The 15,461-nt window shown below is 61.0% G+C and carries 13 protein-coding genes; 3 read left to right on the forward strand and 10 right to left on the reverse strand.

Annotated features, from left to right (window positions below; translation table 11 throughout):
• Positions 1 to 65: 65 nt before the first annotated feature.
• Positions 66 to 1,343, reverse strand: coding sequence for an L-fucose:H+ symporter permease (fucP, locus tag ACQY1L_RS02020; protein ID WP_244474112.1), 1,278 nt, complete (start codon positions 1,341 to 1,343; stop codon positions 66 to 68).
• A 393-nt stretch (positions 1,344 to 1,736) separates the two neighbouring features.
• Positions 1,737 to 3,260, reverse strand: coding sequence for an outer membrane beta-barrel protein (locus ACQY1L_RS02025; RefSeq protein WP_062582342.1), 1,524 nt, complete (start codon positions 3,258 to 3,260; stop codon positions 1,737 to 1,739).
• A gap of 459 nt (positions 3,261 to 3,719) precedes the next feature.
• Here ACQY1L_RS02025 and ACQY1L_RS02030 point away from each other — a divergent pair, with 459 nt between their 5' ends.
• Positions 3,720 to 3,905: a Flp family type IVb pilin gene (locus tag ACQY1L_RS02030; RefSeq protein ID WP_430242414.1), complete on the forward strand. Its 186-nt coding sequence runs from the start codon at positions 3,720 to 3,722 to the stop codon at positions 3,903 to 3,905.
• 307 nt (positions 3,906 to 4,212) lie between these two features.
• Positions 4,213 to 5,208 (forward strand): KpsF/GutQ family sugar-phosphate isomerase, encoded by a 996-nt coding sequence (locus tag ACQY1L_RS02035; RefSeq protein WP_113109756.1) that lies wholly within the window; start codon positions 4,213 to 4,215, stop codon positions 5,206 to 5,208.
• A gap of 14 nt (positions 5,209 to 5,222) precedes the next feature.
• Here the strand turns inward: ACQY1L_RS02035 and ACQY1L_RS02040 are convergent, their stop codons facing one another.
• Together ACQY1L_RS02040 and ACQY1L_RS02045 are read right to left on the reverse strand one after the other, a co-directional pair.
• Positions 5,223 to 5,702, reverse strand: a complete 480-nt coding sequence (locus tag ACQY1L_RS02040) for an NfeD family protein (protein ID WP_430242416.1) — start codon at positions 5,700 to 5,702, stop codon at positions 5,223 to 5,225.
• Positions 5,703 to 5,709: 7 nt separating this feature from the next.
• Positions 5,710 to 6,747, reverse strand: a complete 1,038-nt coding sequence (locus ACQY1L_RS02045; protein ID WP_430242420.1) for an SPFH domain-containing protein — start codon at positions 6,745 to 6,747, stop codon at positions 5,710 to 5,712.
• A gap of 148 nt (positions 6,748 to 6,895) precedes the next feature.
• On the opposite strand from ACQY1L_RS02045, the gene queC reads away from it, so the two are divergent.
• The gene (queC, locus tag ACQY1L_RS02050; protein ID WP_430242422.1) at positions 6,896 to 7,606 is read left to right on the forward strand and encodes a 7-cyano-7-deazaguanine synthase QueC; all 711 of its coding nucleotides are present in this window, start codon (positions 6,896 to 6,898) and stop codon (positions 7,604 to 7,606) included.
• 3 nt (positions 7,607 to 7,609) lie between these two features.
• Here the strand turns inward: queC and ACQY1L_RS02055 are convergent, their stop codons facing one another.
• The 6 genes from ACQY1L_RS02055 to ACQY1L_RS02080 form a co-directional block, all read right to left on the reverse strand.
• Positions 7,610 to 8,296, reverse strand: a complete 687-nt coding sequence (locus ACQY1L_RS02055) for an SDR family NAD(P)-dependent oxidoreductase (protein ID WP_430242423.1) — start codon at positions 8,294 to 8,296, stop codon at positions 7,610 to 7,612.
• A 17-nt stretch (positions 8,297 to 8,313) separates the two neighbouring features.
• The gene (gene hemH, locus ACQY1L_RS02060) at positions 8,314 to 9,348 is read right to left on the reverse strand and encodes a ferrochelatase (protein ID WP_062460932.1); all 1,035 of its coding nucleotides are present in this window, start codon (positions 9,346 to 9,348) and stop codon (positions 8,314 to 8,316) included.
• 132 nt (positions 9,349 to 9,480) lie between these two features.
• Complete coding sequence (locus ACQY1L_RS02065; RefSeq protein WP_430262022.1) at positions 9,481 to 11,634, reverse strand: 5'-nucleotidase C-terminal domain-containing protein; 2,154 nt, start codon at positions 11,632 to 11,634, stop codon at positions 9,481 to 9,483.
• A gap of 222 nt (positions 11,635 to 11,856) precedes the next feature.
• On the reverse strand, positions 11,857 to 12,219 hold the full coding sequence (omp10, locus tag ACQY1L_RS02070; protein WP_062460929.1) for an outer membrane lipoprotein Omp10: 363 nt from the start codon (positions 12,217 to 12,219) through the stop codon (positions 11,857 to 11,859).
• Between the two features lie 285 nt (positions 12,220 to 12,504).
• Entirely contained in the window at positions 12,505 to 13,953 is a 1,449-nt protein-coding gene (locus tag ACQY1L_RS02075) for a homospermidine synthase (protein ID WP_062460925.1), read from the reverse strand.
• A gap of 529 nt (positions 13,954 to 14,482) precedes the next feature.
• A complete protein-coding gene (locus tag ACQY1L_RS02080; protein WP_430242427.1) occupies positions 14,483 to 15,373 on the reverse strand; it encodes a LysR family transcriptional regulator in 891 nt (296 codons plus the stop codon).
• Positions 15,374 to 15,461: the final 88 nt, after the last annotated feature.

Raw genomic sequence — 15,461 nt, forward strand, 5'->3', positions numbered from 1 at the left:
AAAAGAAAACGCCCCCGCGAGACGATCGCGGGGGCGTTTTTCGTTTCAGGGATCCATGCCTTCGATCAGGCGGCCCTGTGACCCTTGAGGCCGTAGTAGGCGATGTAGAGGTAGCAGATCGCCGGCATCAGGAAGGCGAGGTGGATGCCGACCGTATCGGCCAGCATGCCCTGAACGACCGGCAGGATGGCACCGCCGACGATCGCCAGGCACAGGATGCCCGATCCCTGGCTGGTGTGGCGACCAAGACCCTTGAGTGCCAGGCTGAAGATGGTCGGGAACATGATCGAGTTGAACAGGCCGATGGCGAGGACCGACCACATTGCCAGCGAGCCGCCCGCAAACACCGTGAGCAGGATCAGCAGGATCGCAACACCGGCATTGAACGCCAGCGCCTTGCCGTCGTCGACGAACCGCATGACATAGGCGCCGACGAAACGACCGATCATGGCGCCGCCCCAGAAATAGGCGACGTAATGGGCGGCTTCGGATTCCGGCATGCCGGCGATGCTTGGTTCTGCCAGGTAATTGACCAGGAACGAGCCGATCGACACTTCGGCACCGACATAGACGAACAGGCCGATCGCGCCGAGAACGAGGTGACGGTAGGCCCACGCGGAGCTACGTTCGCCGCCTTCAGCGACCGTCGTGTCTTCCGTTTCGACATGCGGCAGCTTCAGGGCTGCAAAGACGGCGGCCAGCACGAGGAAGGCGATTGCCAGAAGCATGTAAGGGAAGCGGACGGCATCAGCCTCTGCGAGGCGCAAGGCTTCGAGTTGTTCGCCGCTGGCGTTCTGGATGTCGCCGGTCGCGGCCGACAGGATAAGGAAGGCGCCGAAGAGCGGTGCGATCGTGGTTCCGAGCGAGTTGAAGGCCTGGGTCAGCGTCAGCCGGCTCGAGGCAGTTTCAGGGGCGCCCAGCTCTGTTACATAGGGATTGGCGGCAACCTGCAGAATGGTGACACCGCTTGCCAGCACAAACAGCGCGCCGAGAAACAGCGCATAGACGCGGTAGCTGGCAGCCGGGATGAACAGCGCGCAGCCGATCGCTGCAATCAGCAGGCCGACGACGATGCCCCATTTGTAGCTGATGCGCTTCACAAGCGCGCCGGCCGGCAGCGACACGATGAAATAGGCGCCGAAAAAGCACAGCTGGATCATCATCGACTGGGTATAGTTGAGCTGGAAGACGTTTTTCAGGTGCGGGATCAGAATGTCGTTCAGGCAGGTGATAAAGCCCCACATGAAAAACAGGGAAGTCAGGGCAACGAGAGCGAAGCGGTAATTGTTACCTGCCGTCGAACTTGTTGCTGTGCGCGGTGTGGTCGCGCTGTCTGTTGGAATTCCAGCCACGTTGAGCCTCTAATCTATCAGGATGTATCGATGGAGTGCATTAATGCTGCACTGCGACAATTCGTCGTGAGCGCTTATATGTTGCGCACAGTCCTGAGGGGAAGTGGGCGGAAGCCCGGGTGCAAGCTTTGTACAACGTGCATGGACGGCGTGATCGGCTGGAGAAGCCGTGCGCTGGAGGAGTAGCTGGAGCAGCGATTGCTACAGTGCGGAAATTATTGTTCGCCGGAAGGTATGTTGGAGACAGAACCCATTCCGATCCTGGGCCGTTTAGGGCGATTTCGTACTTTATGCCTATTGTGAAGGCACACATGTCGAAGCATTGGCGCCGAGTGGCGGCAGGACCGGGATAGATATCACGGAAACGTGATTGCCTGATGGACGCTATCGCTTCAGAGTCAGCCCCATGCCCGCGCGAACGATGTTCTGTTCGGTGCCGCCCGTGGTTTTCTCGTATTCAACGTCGCTCGTGAGATCGAGATAGCGGTTGATTGCCCATGTTATCCCCGCGCCGGCAAGCCAGGTGACCTCGTCTTCGCTGCCGGAATCAAAGTTGCGGAACACGGTGCTGCCGCTCAGGCGTGCCACGACGCTGTCGCGCATCTCGTGCGCAAGCGCTGCGGTGAGTTCATACTCCACCCATCCGCCTTCGCCGGGCGTTGTGGAATCCTGGACTGTCGTGCGCAGGCCGAGATTGACGTCGGTGCCGCGCTGTGGTGACCAGGTCGCATCGCCATCAAAGCTGATGCCACCGACATTCTTGAGGCGGTTATCCTCGTAGTCGACGACCTCATAGCCCGTTCCCAACTCGCCGCGCAGTTTCTCGCCGAAATCGAACTCCACGCCGGTGCGTGCGGCATAGGTCTGCGATGAGCGCTGATAGCCAGAAGCATCGCGCTTGCGATCGTAGAATGTGTGGCCCGATGCGATTTCCCCAAACGGGATGAGGGCAGGCGAAAGTTCATAGCCGAGGCGCAGTCGACCATCGATGCCGCTGCGATTGCGGTCTTTCATGTTGAGCGTGCCGCCGTCCGCAAGCTTTGCCTCGGTATAGACATATCGAGAGCCGTTGACGGCGGCGAGTGCTCTGATCTTGCCGATGTCGCGGCCGATCGAGGCCCCGGTCTGGAACAGGTGCACGCCGGACTGGACGTCGGCGCCACCGACGGCGTTCGGGTCGTCATTGTCCTCACGGGTAAAGCTGTAACCGCTGGTCAGATGCGCAACGGTATCGTCTGCAAGATCGAGACGCAGATCCGCGCTGATCTTGCCCTCCGGATCCTCGCCTTCCTTGCTCTTGGTGAAATTGTGCTCGATCGTGGTTTCGCCGGTAACTGTCAGCGCATGCCGTGACCAGTCGGAGGTCAGCGTTCCGCGAATCCCGGTTGCCGCGTAATTGCGCGTTTCCTTCGATCCGTTCTCGCGGGTGATTTCTGTGTTGATGCTCTGATTGATGGACGGGCGCAGCATGAACGTGCCGAGCCGGATGCCGGTCGGATCCACCTCTTGACGCGGAGCCTCCTGCGGATCGATTGCCTCGGGACCATCATCGAGCGGCTCGAGATCGGACGGACCGATCGGCTGGTTGAGGTCGACTTCCGGCTCCTGAACACGCGCGGCCGCGCTCTGTTGCGCCGTCGTATCGGCGGCCCGTTCGTCTCCGGCGACGGCGACTATGCCGGGAATCGTCCCGCCGACCGGTGCAGTCGGGGTGTTGCGGGTAATCGTCGATGTTCCGGCTGTTCCGACCTGGCTGCTGGGAATGGCTGGAAGCGCGCTGCCGCTGTCTGGAAAAAGGCTCTGCGAAACGGCAGCCGACGGGAGGATCAGCGCCGAGCCGGCAAGCAGCAGTCCATACGCACGGCCGCGCAACGAAAGCGTCGTGGCTTTTGTCCTGCTGATAATCATCGGACTGCCCGGAAATCGGAAAAGCTGATCCAAAGGCAAAGTCCAGCGTCGCTCCGCATCCACAGGTCCGTCCTGGCTAAGTGTATGCTTTGAAACACGAATGTCACCTTGTCGGATTTATCGCGAAGTATGCCTCGAAAGGGTTAGTTTATGGTTAACAGTTGGTGAAACCGGCCGCGTGGGGCTGCGCGACTGCCCTTCACGCTATCCGTCCACTCGCCAGGAGATGCCACTACATTTGCATGAACATTCCCAGCGCGCATGGATGGTCGCAGGGCACAAACGCCGGTTGCCCAGGCAGGCGAATTCGCGCGTTTACGGTGATTTAACCAAGTCAAACGTGACATTTACACACATTGGATTTGTTGAAGCGCATTAAGAAAATGTATCTACAATTCAAGTATAGAAACTCGACATCGGAGCAATTCCGTTCCGAGGGGCGAGTCAGGGAAGAGTTATATGTCAATTCTTGCACGCATGATGAAGGATGAGTCGGGCGCGACTGCCATCGAATATGGCCTCATTGCCGCACTCATTTCCGTTGCTTTGATTGCCGGCGCAACAACGCTCGGCGGCGCTTTGAATAACCAGTTCAGCAACATAGCAGGAAAGCTCACCTGCAACGGAAGTGCCACCACTTGCTGATTGCAGTCTGCGAAATGCCATAGAAGGAGCCGTCTCGACATTCGAGGGGGCTCCGTTCGTCATCAGGCTGCAGTGTGCTGGGGGCCGTTGGACGTATTTATTCCGCGAATATCTTGGAACGCTGAGCGCGTCAGTGATGTACGCAAACAGCTGTGCGATTTCCCGTTGCCCGGTTCTTTCCTTGCTCAGCGACACTCTAGCCAGCGATCGGTTTCGAAGATCGACGCATTGTTTTCTCGAAGTCCGCAATACTTGCTCAGCGGCTAATGCGATGGACTTGACCAGGAAAAAGCGCTAAGCCTGCGACATGATAAAGAGAGCGTTGCAGGCCGCAGAGGTCGATGTCATTGATTCCGCCCTGCGGACGATTGCCTTTGGAAAACAGGGCCTTGTAGCCCTTGATCATGCCCTTCAGAATGGCTTGGGCGGCCCGTTCCGCGCAGCGGCCGAGCTGATCGGCGGCATCAGCGGTCGTGTCATCGTGACCGGCATCGGCAAGAGCGGCCATATCGGCAAGAAGATTGCTGCAAGCTTTGCCTCGACAGGAACGCCGGCCTTCTTCGTGCATCCGGTCGAAGCAAACCACGGCGATCTGGGCATGATTGCGCCCGGCGACGTCGTGCTGGCGCTGTCCTGGAGCGGTGAGACCGCCGAGTTGCAGGGGATCGTATCGTTCACCCGTCGCTTTTCTATCCCTTTGATCGCACTCACGTCTGGTGAGGTCTCAGCGCTCGGCAGAGCGGCCGATGTCGTTCTGCTTCTGCCGAAGGAACAGGAAGCCTGTCCGCACGGACTGGCTCCAACCACCTCGACGCTGATGCAGCTTGCGATGGGCGATGCGCTTGCTGTTGCGCTGCTGGAAGCGCGCGGTTTTTCGGCAACCGATTTCCGCGTCTATCATCCCGGCGGCAAGCTCGGCGCCATGCTGTCGCATGTCAGCGACCTCATGCATGTCGGCGACAGCATTCCGTTGGTGCGCCAGGGCGTGCTGATGCCGGAAGCGGTGCAGGAACTGTCGCGCAAGCGGTTCGGCTGCGTCGGTGTTACCGATGATGAGGGCCGGCTTGTCGGCGTCGTCACCGATGGCGACATCGCGCGTCACCTCGACGTCGACCTGACGAAGATGTCCGTGGACGAGGTCATGACCGTGCGTCCGAAGACTGTCGGCAAGGATACGCTGGCGACTGCGGCTCTCGCGCTTCTCAACCAGTATAGTATCGGTGCACTTCTCGTCGTCGGCGAAGATCAGCGCCCGATCGGCATCGTCCATTTCCACGATCTGCTGCGCGTCGGCGTCGCCTGAAACCCATCTTAGTTTCAGGTGGGACGCAAGACTGTCGCCGTTGCTTCGACGCGAAGATCGCGGCCATTTGATTCGATGATTACCACCTGAGTGCCGGCTGGCAGGTCCGGCCCGATGATCGACCACCACGTATCATCAAGCCTGATCCGTCCGCGACCTTCCGCGATCGGCTCGTGCAGCGTTGCGGTGCGCCCGACGAGGCTTTCGCCGCGCCGGTTGAGGTTCGGCTGATCGCTCTCGCCGCCACGGCCGGAATAGAAGCGACGCCCGACCACCGCCAATCCGACCGCTAGCACGGCAAACAGCAGAAGCTGCACCTGCCAGGTCCAGATGCCGGTATCCCAGAGTGCCAGAGACAGCGCGCCGACGATGATGGCGGCAAGCCCGATCCAGATCAGGAAGGCACCGGGAACGGCCAGTTCTGCTGCGAGCAGGACAAGGCCGAGGAGCCACCAGCTCCACGAGCCGAGGCTGCGTACCAGATCGATGATCATTGCAGCCTCATTTGTCGGAGGAGGGCGTATAGGGCGGGATGACAGCGGTCACGCTCGGCGTGCTGCGGGTGGTGCGCGAAGGCTGGCCGGGTTGCGTGCGGGGCGCTGCCGGGGCAGGGCCGTCGCCATCTCCGAAGACTTCCTTGGCGATGGCGCCGATGCCGCCGAGCGAACCGATCAGCGACGAGGCTTCAAGCGGCATCAGCACGATCTTGGAATTGTTCGCCTTGCCGATCTCGACCAGCGCTTCGGTATATTTCTGCGCCACGAAGTAGTTGATCGCCTGCACGTTGCCGGAGGCGATTGCTTCGGAGACGACCTGCGTCGCGCGCGCTTCGGCTTCTGCCAGACGCTCGCGCGCCTCGGCATCGCGGAAGGCCGCTTCGCGTTCGCCTTCGGCCTGCAGCACAGCTGCCTGTTTCGCGCCCTCGGCCCGCAGGATCTGCGCGTTGCGCGAGCCTTCGGCCTCGAGGATCTGGGCGCGCTTCTCGCGCTCTGCCTTCATCTGGCGGCCCATCGATTGCACGAGGTCTGCCGGCGGCTGGATGTCCTTGATCTCGACGCGGGTGACCTTGATGCCCCAGGGATGAACCGCCTGGTCGACGACGCGCAGCAGCCGTTCGTTGATGACTTCGCGGTTGGACAACAGCTCGTCGAGGTCCATCGAACCCATGACCGAGCGAATATTGGTCATCGTGAGGTTCTGGATGGCGAGCTGGAGATTGGTGATCTGGTAGGCGGCCTGCGCGGCGTTGAGCACCTGATAGAAGGCGACGGCATCGGCCGAAACGCTGGCATTGTCTCTGGTGATGACTTCCTGGGTGGGGATATCAAGCACCTGTTCCATGACATTCATCCGCGCGCCGATGCGCTCGATGAACGGTGTCAGGATATTGAGGCCCGGCTCCAACGTGCGCGTGTAGCGGCCAAACCGCTCGACGGTGTAGTTATAGCCCTGCGGCACGGTCTTCACGAGGGCAAAGAGCAGGAGTATCGCGAGGATTACGATACCGATGACAAAATAGTCGAAACCGTCCAGGCTCATGAAGAGGCCTCCTGCCCAATAAATTGCGTTCGTTTCATACCCGACAACCCTAGAGATGTGCGGAGGTGTTCACAAGCGCATGTTCTTGCACTAGAAACCGCCGGACACACGGGTCGCAGCCTACCCCGACAAAACAAGGACCAAAACCATGAAGACCATCGTCGTCTGTTCCGGCGGACTGGATTCCGTTTCGCTTGCCCACAAGATTGATGCCGAGCAGGATTTGATCGGGCTCGTCTCGTTCGACTACGGCCAGCGGCACCGGAAGGAACTCGACTATGCCGCGGCTTGCGCGACGCGGCTGGGTGTACCTCACCAGATCATCGATATGCGCTCGATCGGTGCCCAGCTGACGGGATCGGCGCTGACGGACGATCTGGACGTGCCGGATGGTCATTACGCTGAGGAAACGATGCGCGTCACCGTCGTGCCGAACCGCAACGCGATCATGCTGGCGGTCGCGTTCGGCGTTGCGGCGGCCCAGAGCGCGGATGCGGTGGCGATCGCCGTCCATGGCGGCGATCATTTCATCTATCCCGATTGCCGGCCGGGCTTTATCGACGCGTTCCAGACGATGCAGGATCATGCGCTCGACGGATACGCCTCGGTGCGGCTGCTGGCGCCTTATGTGAATGGGTCGAAGGCCGATATCGTCACCGACGGCGCAAAACACGGGACACCGTTTGGCGACACCTGGTCCTGCTACAAGGGTGGCGAAAACCATTGCGGCCGGTGCGGCACCTGCGTCGAGCGTCGCGAGGCGTTTCATCTCGCTGGCGTCGCGGATCCGACCGAGTATGAGGATGCCGAATTCTGGAAGTCCGCAACGGACGGGTTTCGCGCCGACGAAGTGCGGTAAGCGCTATTCGGCGTAGATCATCTTTTTCGTCATGCCGCCGTCGAGCGTCAGGACCTGTCCGGTCATGAAGCCCGCACCCGTCAGATAGAGAACGGCGTCGGCAATGTCCTTCGGGCGGCCGACGCGGCCGACCGGATGCTGTGCGTGGTCTTCCTCGCTCAGCGTCGTCTCATTGGTGATCCAGCCCGGCGCGATGGCATTGACCCGGATTTTCGGGCCAAGGCTGATCGCAAGTGCGTGGGTGAAGGCGACCAATGCGCCCTTGGACGCGGCATAGGCTTCCGTATCCGGTTCCGACATGAAGGCGCGCGTCGACACCATGTTGACGATGGACCCACCTGATGACATCAGCGGCACCGCAGCGCGGGTCATCAGGAAGGCACCGGTGAGATGGCTATCGGTCACGCGGCGCCAGTCGGCCAGCGACAGTTGCGCAATCGGGCCATGGTTCGGGCTGGCGATGCCGGCATTGTTGACGAGCAGGTCGAGACTGTCCCAGCCGAGCAGCGCGAACGCTGCCTCGACCGAGGCTTCGTCGGAGACATCGCAGAGGACGGGCTGAACGCCCTTCGGGACATCAGCCGTTTCGCTGAAGTCGAACGAGGCGACCTCGAAACCGTGGTCGGCCAGTTCGGCGCAGATCCCGCTTCCGATCAGGCCGGCACCGCCGGTGACGATGGCTCGCTTCATCGCGATCTCCCTAAAGCTCAGACCCAGCCCTGCAACTCGCGGCGAACCACCGTCTCAAGCACGTTGATGCCGTCGACGCTGTCGTTGAGGCAGGGGATATGCACGAATTTCTCGCCGCCGTGATGCATGAAGATCTCGCCAGCCTCGCCGGCAATTTCCTCAAGCGTTTCCAGGCAGTCGGAGACGAAGCCGGGGTTCATGATGGCGACGCGCTTGATGCCTTCGGCGGCAAGCGTTTCCATCGTCTTGTCGGTATAGGGCTGCAGCCATTCCTCGGGTCCGAAGCGCGACTGGAAGGTCAGGCGCAACTGCTTCTCGGTATAGCCGAGCTCTTCGCGCAGCAACCGTGCGGTCTTGTAGCAGAAACAGTGATAGGGGTCGCCCGCCTTGAAGTAGGACTGCGGAATGCCGTGGAACGAGGTGATCAGCAGCTGCGGTTCCCACTCGAGCGTCGACAGCGTCTGGCGAACGGAATTGGCCAGCGCCACGATATAGGCGGGGTCATCGTGATAGGTTGGCACCGTGCGCAAGGCCGGCTGCCAGCGCTGCTTCATCAGGTATTCGAACGCCTTGTCGTTGACGGTCGCCGTCGTTGCAGCCGCGTATTGCGGGTAAAGCGGAAACAGCAGGATCCGGTCGCAGCCCTGCGCCTTCAGCGCATCCATGCGCTCGGCGATCGAGGGCTTCCCGTAGCGCATGCCCCAGTCGACCACGACGTTTGGCAGATCGGCCAGCCGTTCGGCCATTTTCTCGCCCTGGCTGCGGGTGTAGGTGCGCAGATAGCTCTCGTCGAGATCCTTGTTCCAGATCTCCTCATAGGCCTTGCCGACCTTCTGCGGGCGCTTGTTGAGGACGATGCCGTAGAGGATCGGATACCAGAACAGCCGCGACCATTCGATCACGCGCTTGTCGGACAGGAATTCGGCGAGATAACGCCGCATCGACCAGTAGTCCGTGCCGTCGGGCGTGCCGAGATTGACGAGCAGGACGCCAACTTTGCCGAAGGTAACCTTCGGATGACCGGTGGGCAGTTTTGAGGGCACGATATTCATGCGGTCACTTCCGATCGGGTTCGACCGCAGGATGCGGCCGGAGGATTGTCTGGCTCTATTTAGAAACAATCAACGGCCCGGGGAAGCCCCGAGCCGTCGGTTGCATCAGGACAAATTGTCCCGCTTTCGATTTTATCTGGCCGGCAGTTCCAGCTCCTTGCCGATCTGGATGACATCCGGGTTGCGAAGGCTATTGGCCTTGGAGATGTCCATCCACTTCTCGCCGTCGCCATAGGTGCTTTCGGCGATCTTCCACAGCGAGTCACCCTTGACCACGGTGTATTTGCTCGGGCCATCAGGAGCCGGGGACGCCGTTGTAGCTGCCGCAGCCGGCGTGGCCGGTGCAGGGGTGGCCGGTGCCGGTGCGGCTGGTGCAGGTGCTGCCGGTTCCGTTGTCATGGGCACGGGAGCGGTTGGAGCGGCTGGTGCAGGAGCCGGTGCTGCTGGTGCGGGGATCGCAGGTGCCGGGGTTGCCGGTGCCGCTGGCGCAGGAGTGGCCGGAGCAGGAGTGGCAGGAGTGGCAGGAGTGGCAGGAGCCTGGGCCGTCGTTGCCGGTGCAGCCGGTGCAGGAGTTGTAGCAGGCGCCGGAGCAGGAGTTGCGGCAGGCGCCGGAGCAGGCGTTGCAGCCGGTGCCGGTGCCGGGGCGGCAGCGGCCTTCGGTAACGGCTTGTAGTCTGCCGGTGTCAGGTCGGTGATGCGGCCGTCGGTATAGGGCTTGTAGGGGCTGTTGGCCGCGATGTAGTCGGCAACGGCGTTTTCGAGATTGGGTCCGAAATCGTAGGCGTTGACGGCCGCGGTGTTGAAGATCTTGTAGCCGTCGCCGCCGGTGCGGACGTAGTTGTTGGTAACGACGCCGTATGTCTTGCTCGGGTCGATCGGAACGAAGGCCTCGCCTTCCTTGACCTGAACGTCGCTGATGCGGCTGCCGCTCGACTTCGACCGGTCGAAGGAGAACTTCATGCCTGCCACCTGCGGGAAGCGACCGGCGCCGTCGTCGATCTGGCTGACGCCGTTTTCGAGGGCGGTGACGACATCCGAGCCTTTCAGCTGGAAGGTTGCGATCGTGTTCTGGAACGGCAGGACGGTCAGGATTTCGCCCATCGTCACTTCGCCGGAATCGATCGAGGCACGCAGGCCGCCGCCGTTCTGGATGGAAAGCGTGATGCCCTGATCCTTGACGCGGTCAAGCTGTGCATCGGCAAGCAGGTTGCCCATCGTGCATTCCTTGGCGCGGCAGTTGAGGCGATCGCCATCGATGACGCCTTCGGTTGAGCCGACGACCTTCTTCTTGATCTCTTCGAGCGGGCCGCCGAGTTCCTTGACCTTGGCGACAAACGCCGCGTCCTGCGGAACACTGGAATCGAGCAGCTTCGGTGCCCCCGCGGAAGACCTCACGACGCCGTTGTCATCGAAAACGACCGAGAGATCACCGAGATATTTGGAATAGGCGTAGGACGTCACGATCGGAATATCGACGCCAGCAGGGCTTTTGACGATGGTCGGGTAGGGGCCGGAGGCCTTGGGGTCGGTGCTGGACAGGTAGGTATGGCTGTGGCCGCCGACGATCACGTCGATGCCGGCAACGGCTGCCGCGATTTCCTTGTCCTTGACGTAGCCGACATGGGAGAGGAGCACGATCTTGTTGATGCCCTGCGACTGAAGGTCCGCTACGGCATTCTTCACATAGGTGATCTCGTCCTCGAAGGTGATGTCGGGACCCGGCGAAGAGGTCTCGCTCGTATCTTTCGCGAGAACGGAGACGATGGCAACACGCTGGCCGCCGAAATCCTTGATCACGTAACCCTTGTACTTGTCGGCCAGCGGTGTTCCAGCCTTGGCGATGGTATTGCCGGAAATGATCGGAAACTTCAGCGCGGTAATGAACTTCAGCAGTTCCTGCGGGCCGTCGTCGAACTCGTGGTTGCCGATCGCCATCGCATCGAAGCCGATGCCGTTCATGAATTCGGCAACGGGCGCGCTCTTGTAGGTGCTGTAAAACAGCGATCCCTGGAACTGGTCGCCGGCATCTAGAACGAGAACGTTCTTGCCCTGCAATTCGCTGCGGCGGGCGTCGATGGCCGACTTCATGCGCGCGATGCCACCGAAGCATTCGTTCTTTTCGGTCTCGGCCGGCGTGCAGGTGGAATCGTATTTGTTGATCGGCTCGATACGGGAATGCAGGTCGTTGATGTGGAGAATGTTGAGTTCGAAGTCGGCCATCGCGACGCCGCTCGAAAGGGCAATGACCGATGCGGTCACGATCCCCAATCCGATAGTTCTCATCATCATCTCTCTCCTTTTATGATTGCGCGCGTGTGGGCGTGCATGTTCCCGATTTTTGTATCACGCCATGGTGACGATCGTTGTGCAGCGCATGTTTTCACCAAGCAAAACTGGTTTCAAGGTAAATGTGACAAGGCCGGAGCTATTCGCCCTCGCGCACAACGCGAAAGGCCCCGCATCAAGCGAGGCCCTCCCTAACTCTGGAATGACTGTGAAGCTGGGCGATCAGCTGCGGCGGGCGAGCGAAAACTGCGCGCCGCTATCCTGCGTGCAGTTCAGCTGGCTCTGCGTGACCAACGAGCAGTTGACGCGCGACTGCGTCTTGCGCACGAGCGAGGTCATGTTGATCTCGACCAGCGTCGGCGAGAGCTTGTTATAGGTGCCGGAGGCGAGAAGCGCGTTGCTGTCGCTTGCACGGGTGTTGAACGTGCCCGCCTGGAAGGTGGAGACGATACCGTTCGGATCGACCCATGCGCCCTCGACGCCCTGCGGTTGCACTGGTGCTGATACCATGCGTGGCGGCGGAGAAGAGACGCAGGCCGTGAGGCTGGCTGCCGCAATGAGCACGAGGCCCGTTTTGAAGTTCATGATCTGTCTCCCGCGATTCGGTCCGGCTTGTGGTCTGCAACCATGCCTTCTGGAGCCTATGTAAAGCAAGACTGCGGATTGGGAAGACTGGGGACAGGCAGGAGTTTTCGCTTTGTGAAGAACGGGCGCGGGTGTGGCTTTTATACGCTCCAGCCGGTTCTTCCCGTCATGGCCTGAGAGAGGCCGCAAGTTGCCGCCGCAAGGCGCGATCGAGGCGGCGTTCCGCTCCGCGCAAGCGGGAGAGGGGGTGGGGCCCGCGGCTGACGCGAGCCCCCTCATTGATTCCTAGCGAACCAGGATGTTCTTGAACTGCCAGGCGTCCTTTTCGTCGATGTCTTCCGGGAACAGGCCCGGGCGACCTTCGAGCGGGGTCCAGTCGGTGTAGTGACCTTCGACCGGGCCGAGATACGGCATCTGCACTTCGAGGCAGCGCTTGTAATCCACCTCGTCGGCTTCGACGATGCCGGCCTTCGGGTTTTCGAGCGCCCAGACCATGCCGGCGAGAACCGCCGAAGTTACCTGCAGACCGGTTGCGTTCTGGTAAGGCGCGATGCGGCGGGTTTCTTCCAGCGACAGGCGCGAGCCGAACCAGTAGGCATTCTTCTCGTGACCGTAGAGCAGGACGCCGAGTTCATCGACACCGTCTTCCAGTTCATGCTCGTCGAGCACGTGCAGGACGGGCTGCTGAGTGCCGCCATTGCCGAACATTTCGTGCAGCGACAGAACCGCGTCATTGGCCGGGTGGTAGGCATAGTGGCAGGTCGGACGGTAGACGACTTCGCCGTCCTTCTCAACGGTGAAATAGTCGGCGATCGAGATCGACTCGTTGTGGGTAACGAGGAAACCGTATTGCGGACCCGGCGTCGGGCACCAAGTGCGAACGCGGGTGTTGGCGCCCGGCTGTTCGAGGTAGATTGCGGCCTGGCAGCCCTTCTTGTGCTTCTTGGCGTTCTTCGGCATCCAGTTTTCGTGGGTGCCCCAGCCGAGTTCGGCCGGCTGCAGACCTTCCGAGATGAAGCCTTCGACCGACCACGTGTTCCAGAACACGTTGAGCGGCTTGGGGTTCTTGGTGCGCTGGGTGTCGCGCTCGGCAATGTGGACGCCCTTGACGCCGAGCTTCTTCATCAGCTTGGCCCAGCCTTCGCGGTCGTGCTGGTCCGGCTCGTCGAATTTGAGGCCGGTGTCGTTGGCAAGGTTGACCAGCGCCTGCTTGACGAACCAGGAAACCATGCCCGGGTTTGCGCCGCAGGTGGAAACGGCCGTGGTGCCGCCCGGGTTCTTCTTCTTCTCGTGGCGCACGGTCTCGCGCAGCGCATAGTTGGTGCGCTCGGAGTTCTTCATGCTCTTGTCGAAATAGAAGCCGAGCCAGGGTTCGACGACCGTGTCGATATAAAGGACGTCAAGCTTGCGGCACATCTTCATCAGATCGAGCGAGCCCGTGTCGACCGACAGGTTGACGCAGAAGCCCTGGCCTTCGCCTTCGGTCAGAAGCGGCTTCAGCAGCTCCTTGTAGTTTTCCTTGGTGACATGGTCCTTGATGTGACGGATGCCGTGCTTCTTGAGGATCTCCATGTCGGAGGGCTCTTCGCGCGGGTCGATAACCACCATCCGGCTCTTGTCGAACTTGAAATGGCGTTCGATCAACGGCAGCGTGCCGCGGCCGATCGATCCGAAACCGATCATCACGATCGGACCGGTGATTTCGCCATATACCGGATAGGTCTCGTCTTTCATCGTATTCTCCCTATGGGTCGACTGCTCTTCCACCGCCGCAGCCTGCGTTTTGCAGGCGTAACGGACCCGTGTGACATGCATCTGATGCCCGGCCTAGATCACAAAATTTCGTCACAATAAAGGGGTCGCGTTTGAGGCGTACGCTGGAATAACGGTCCCGAGGTTGTTTTCGCCCGACCGGCGCGCCGGGCGCCCAAAATGTGGTTTCCGCTCGGTTGGTCCGTTTTGCGTGGATAATGCTAAATCTAGCACCTGTCCCTTGGATCCGTTTTCGCGCACCCTAAAATCTGCTGGGAACGACCAGGGGAATGTCATGTTGAAATTCGGTTTGCGTTTGTCGCCGAATAGGTCAGGGCGCGGGGGCATCGGGGCGATCGTGGTGCCGTCGAAGCTTAGCAGGATCCGTCGCGGCAATGTGTCGATGGGACGTGCTTTTCCGGCGTGGGGATTGTGGGTCGTGTTCTGGTTGGTGCTGGCGCTTGGGTGCACCATGGCGGTGGCTGTCGCCCGGTCGCCCGCCTGACATCACTCATCTGGTCCCTTGCAGGTGATCCACCAGAGCGCGCAGTTTTGGCGCCATGTTCCGCCTGCTCGGATAGTAGAGATAGAAGCCCGGAAACCACGGGCTGAATTCTTCGAGCACCGGCACCAGCTCGCCCGTGGCGATCGCCGGGCGGAAGCTCTCTTCCATGCCGAAGCTGATGCCCGCGCCGGCAATGGCCAGGCGAACCATCAGCGCCATGTCGGTCGTGGTGATGGTGTCAGAAACGGCGACCGAGAATTCCTTGCCGTCTTGCGAAAACTCCCAGCGATAGGGCGCCTGATGGAAGGAGGCCCGCCACCCGATGCAACGGTGAACGCCAAGTTCGCGTGGGTGAGCCGGGGTGCCGTAGCCTTTGAGGTAGCCCGGCGAGGCGACGGCGATCTGGCGCTGGTTTCCGGAAACCGGCACGGCGATCATGTCCTGCGCGATGACTTCGCCGAGCCTCACGCCCGCATCATAGCCCTCCGCAACGATATCGAATTCTTCGTCGGTCACAGTGATATGCAATGTCACCTCCGGATGTTCCTCGGCGAAGGACGCGAGCACGGGGCCGGATAGAAAGCTCTCGGCAATCGAGGAGACCGCAAGGTTCAGGCGGCCGCGCGGACGTCCGTGCAGGTTTGCTGCCGCCTCGGTGGCGCCGCGCATCTCCGACAGCGCTGGCGCAACCTCGGAATAGAGCCGCTCGCCCGCCTCCGTCAGGGCAACGCTGCGGGTGGTGCGTGCAACGAGCGCGATGCCGAGCGTCTCTTCCAGCCGGCGGATCGTCTGGCTGACGGCCGAGCGGGTGACGCCTAGGCGGTCGGCGGCGGCACGAAAGCTTTTTTCTTCTGCAACCAGCGTGAAGACCGCGAGCGCATTGTAATCAGTCAGCATTGGTTAGAATTCCTTGCCGCTGTGGAAACAACTGGGCGGCTTATCGCGACAATGGAGGAGGAATAGGGTCCTTGCAATCCGCAGGCAA

It is taken from the genome of Neorhizobium sp. DAR64862/K0K3 (assembly GCF_050500185.1).
In the GTDB taxonomy this organism is placed as follows: Bacteria; Pseudomonadota; Alphaproteobacteria; order Rhizobiales; family Rhizobiaceae; genus Neorhizobium; species Neorhizobium soli.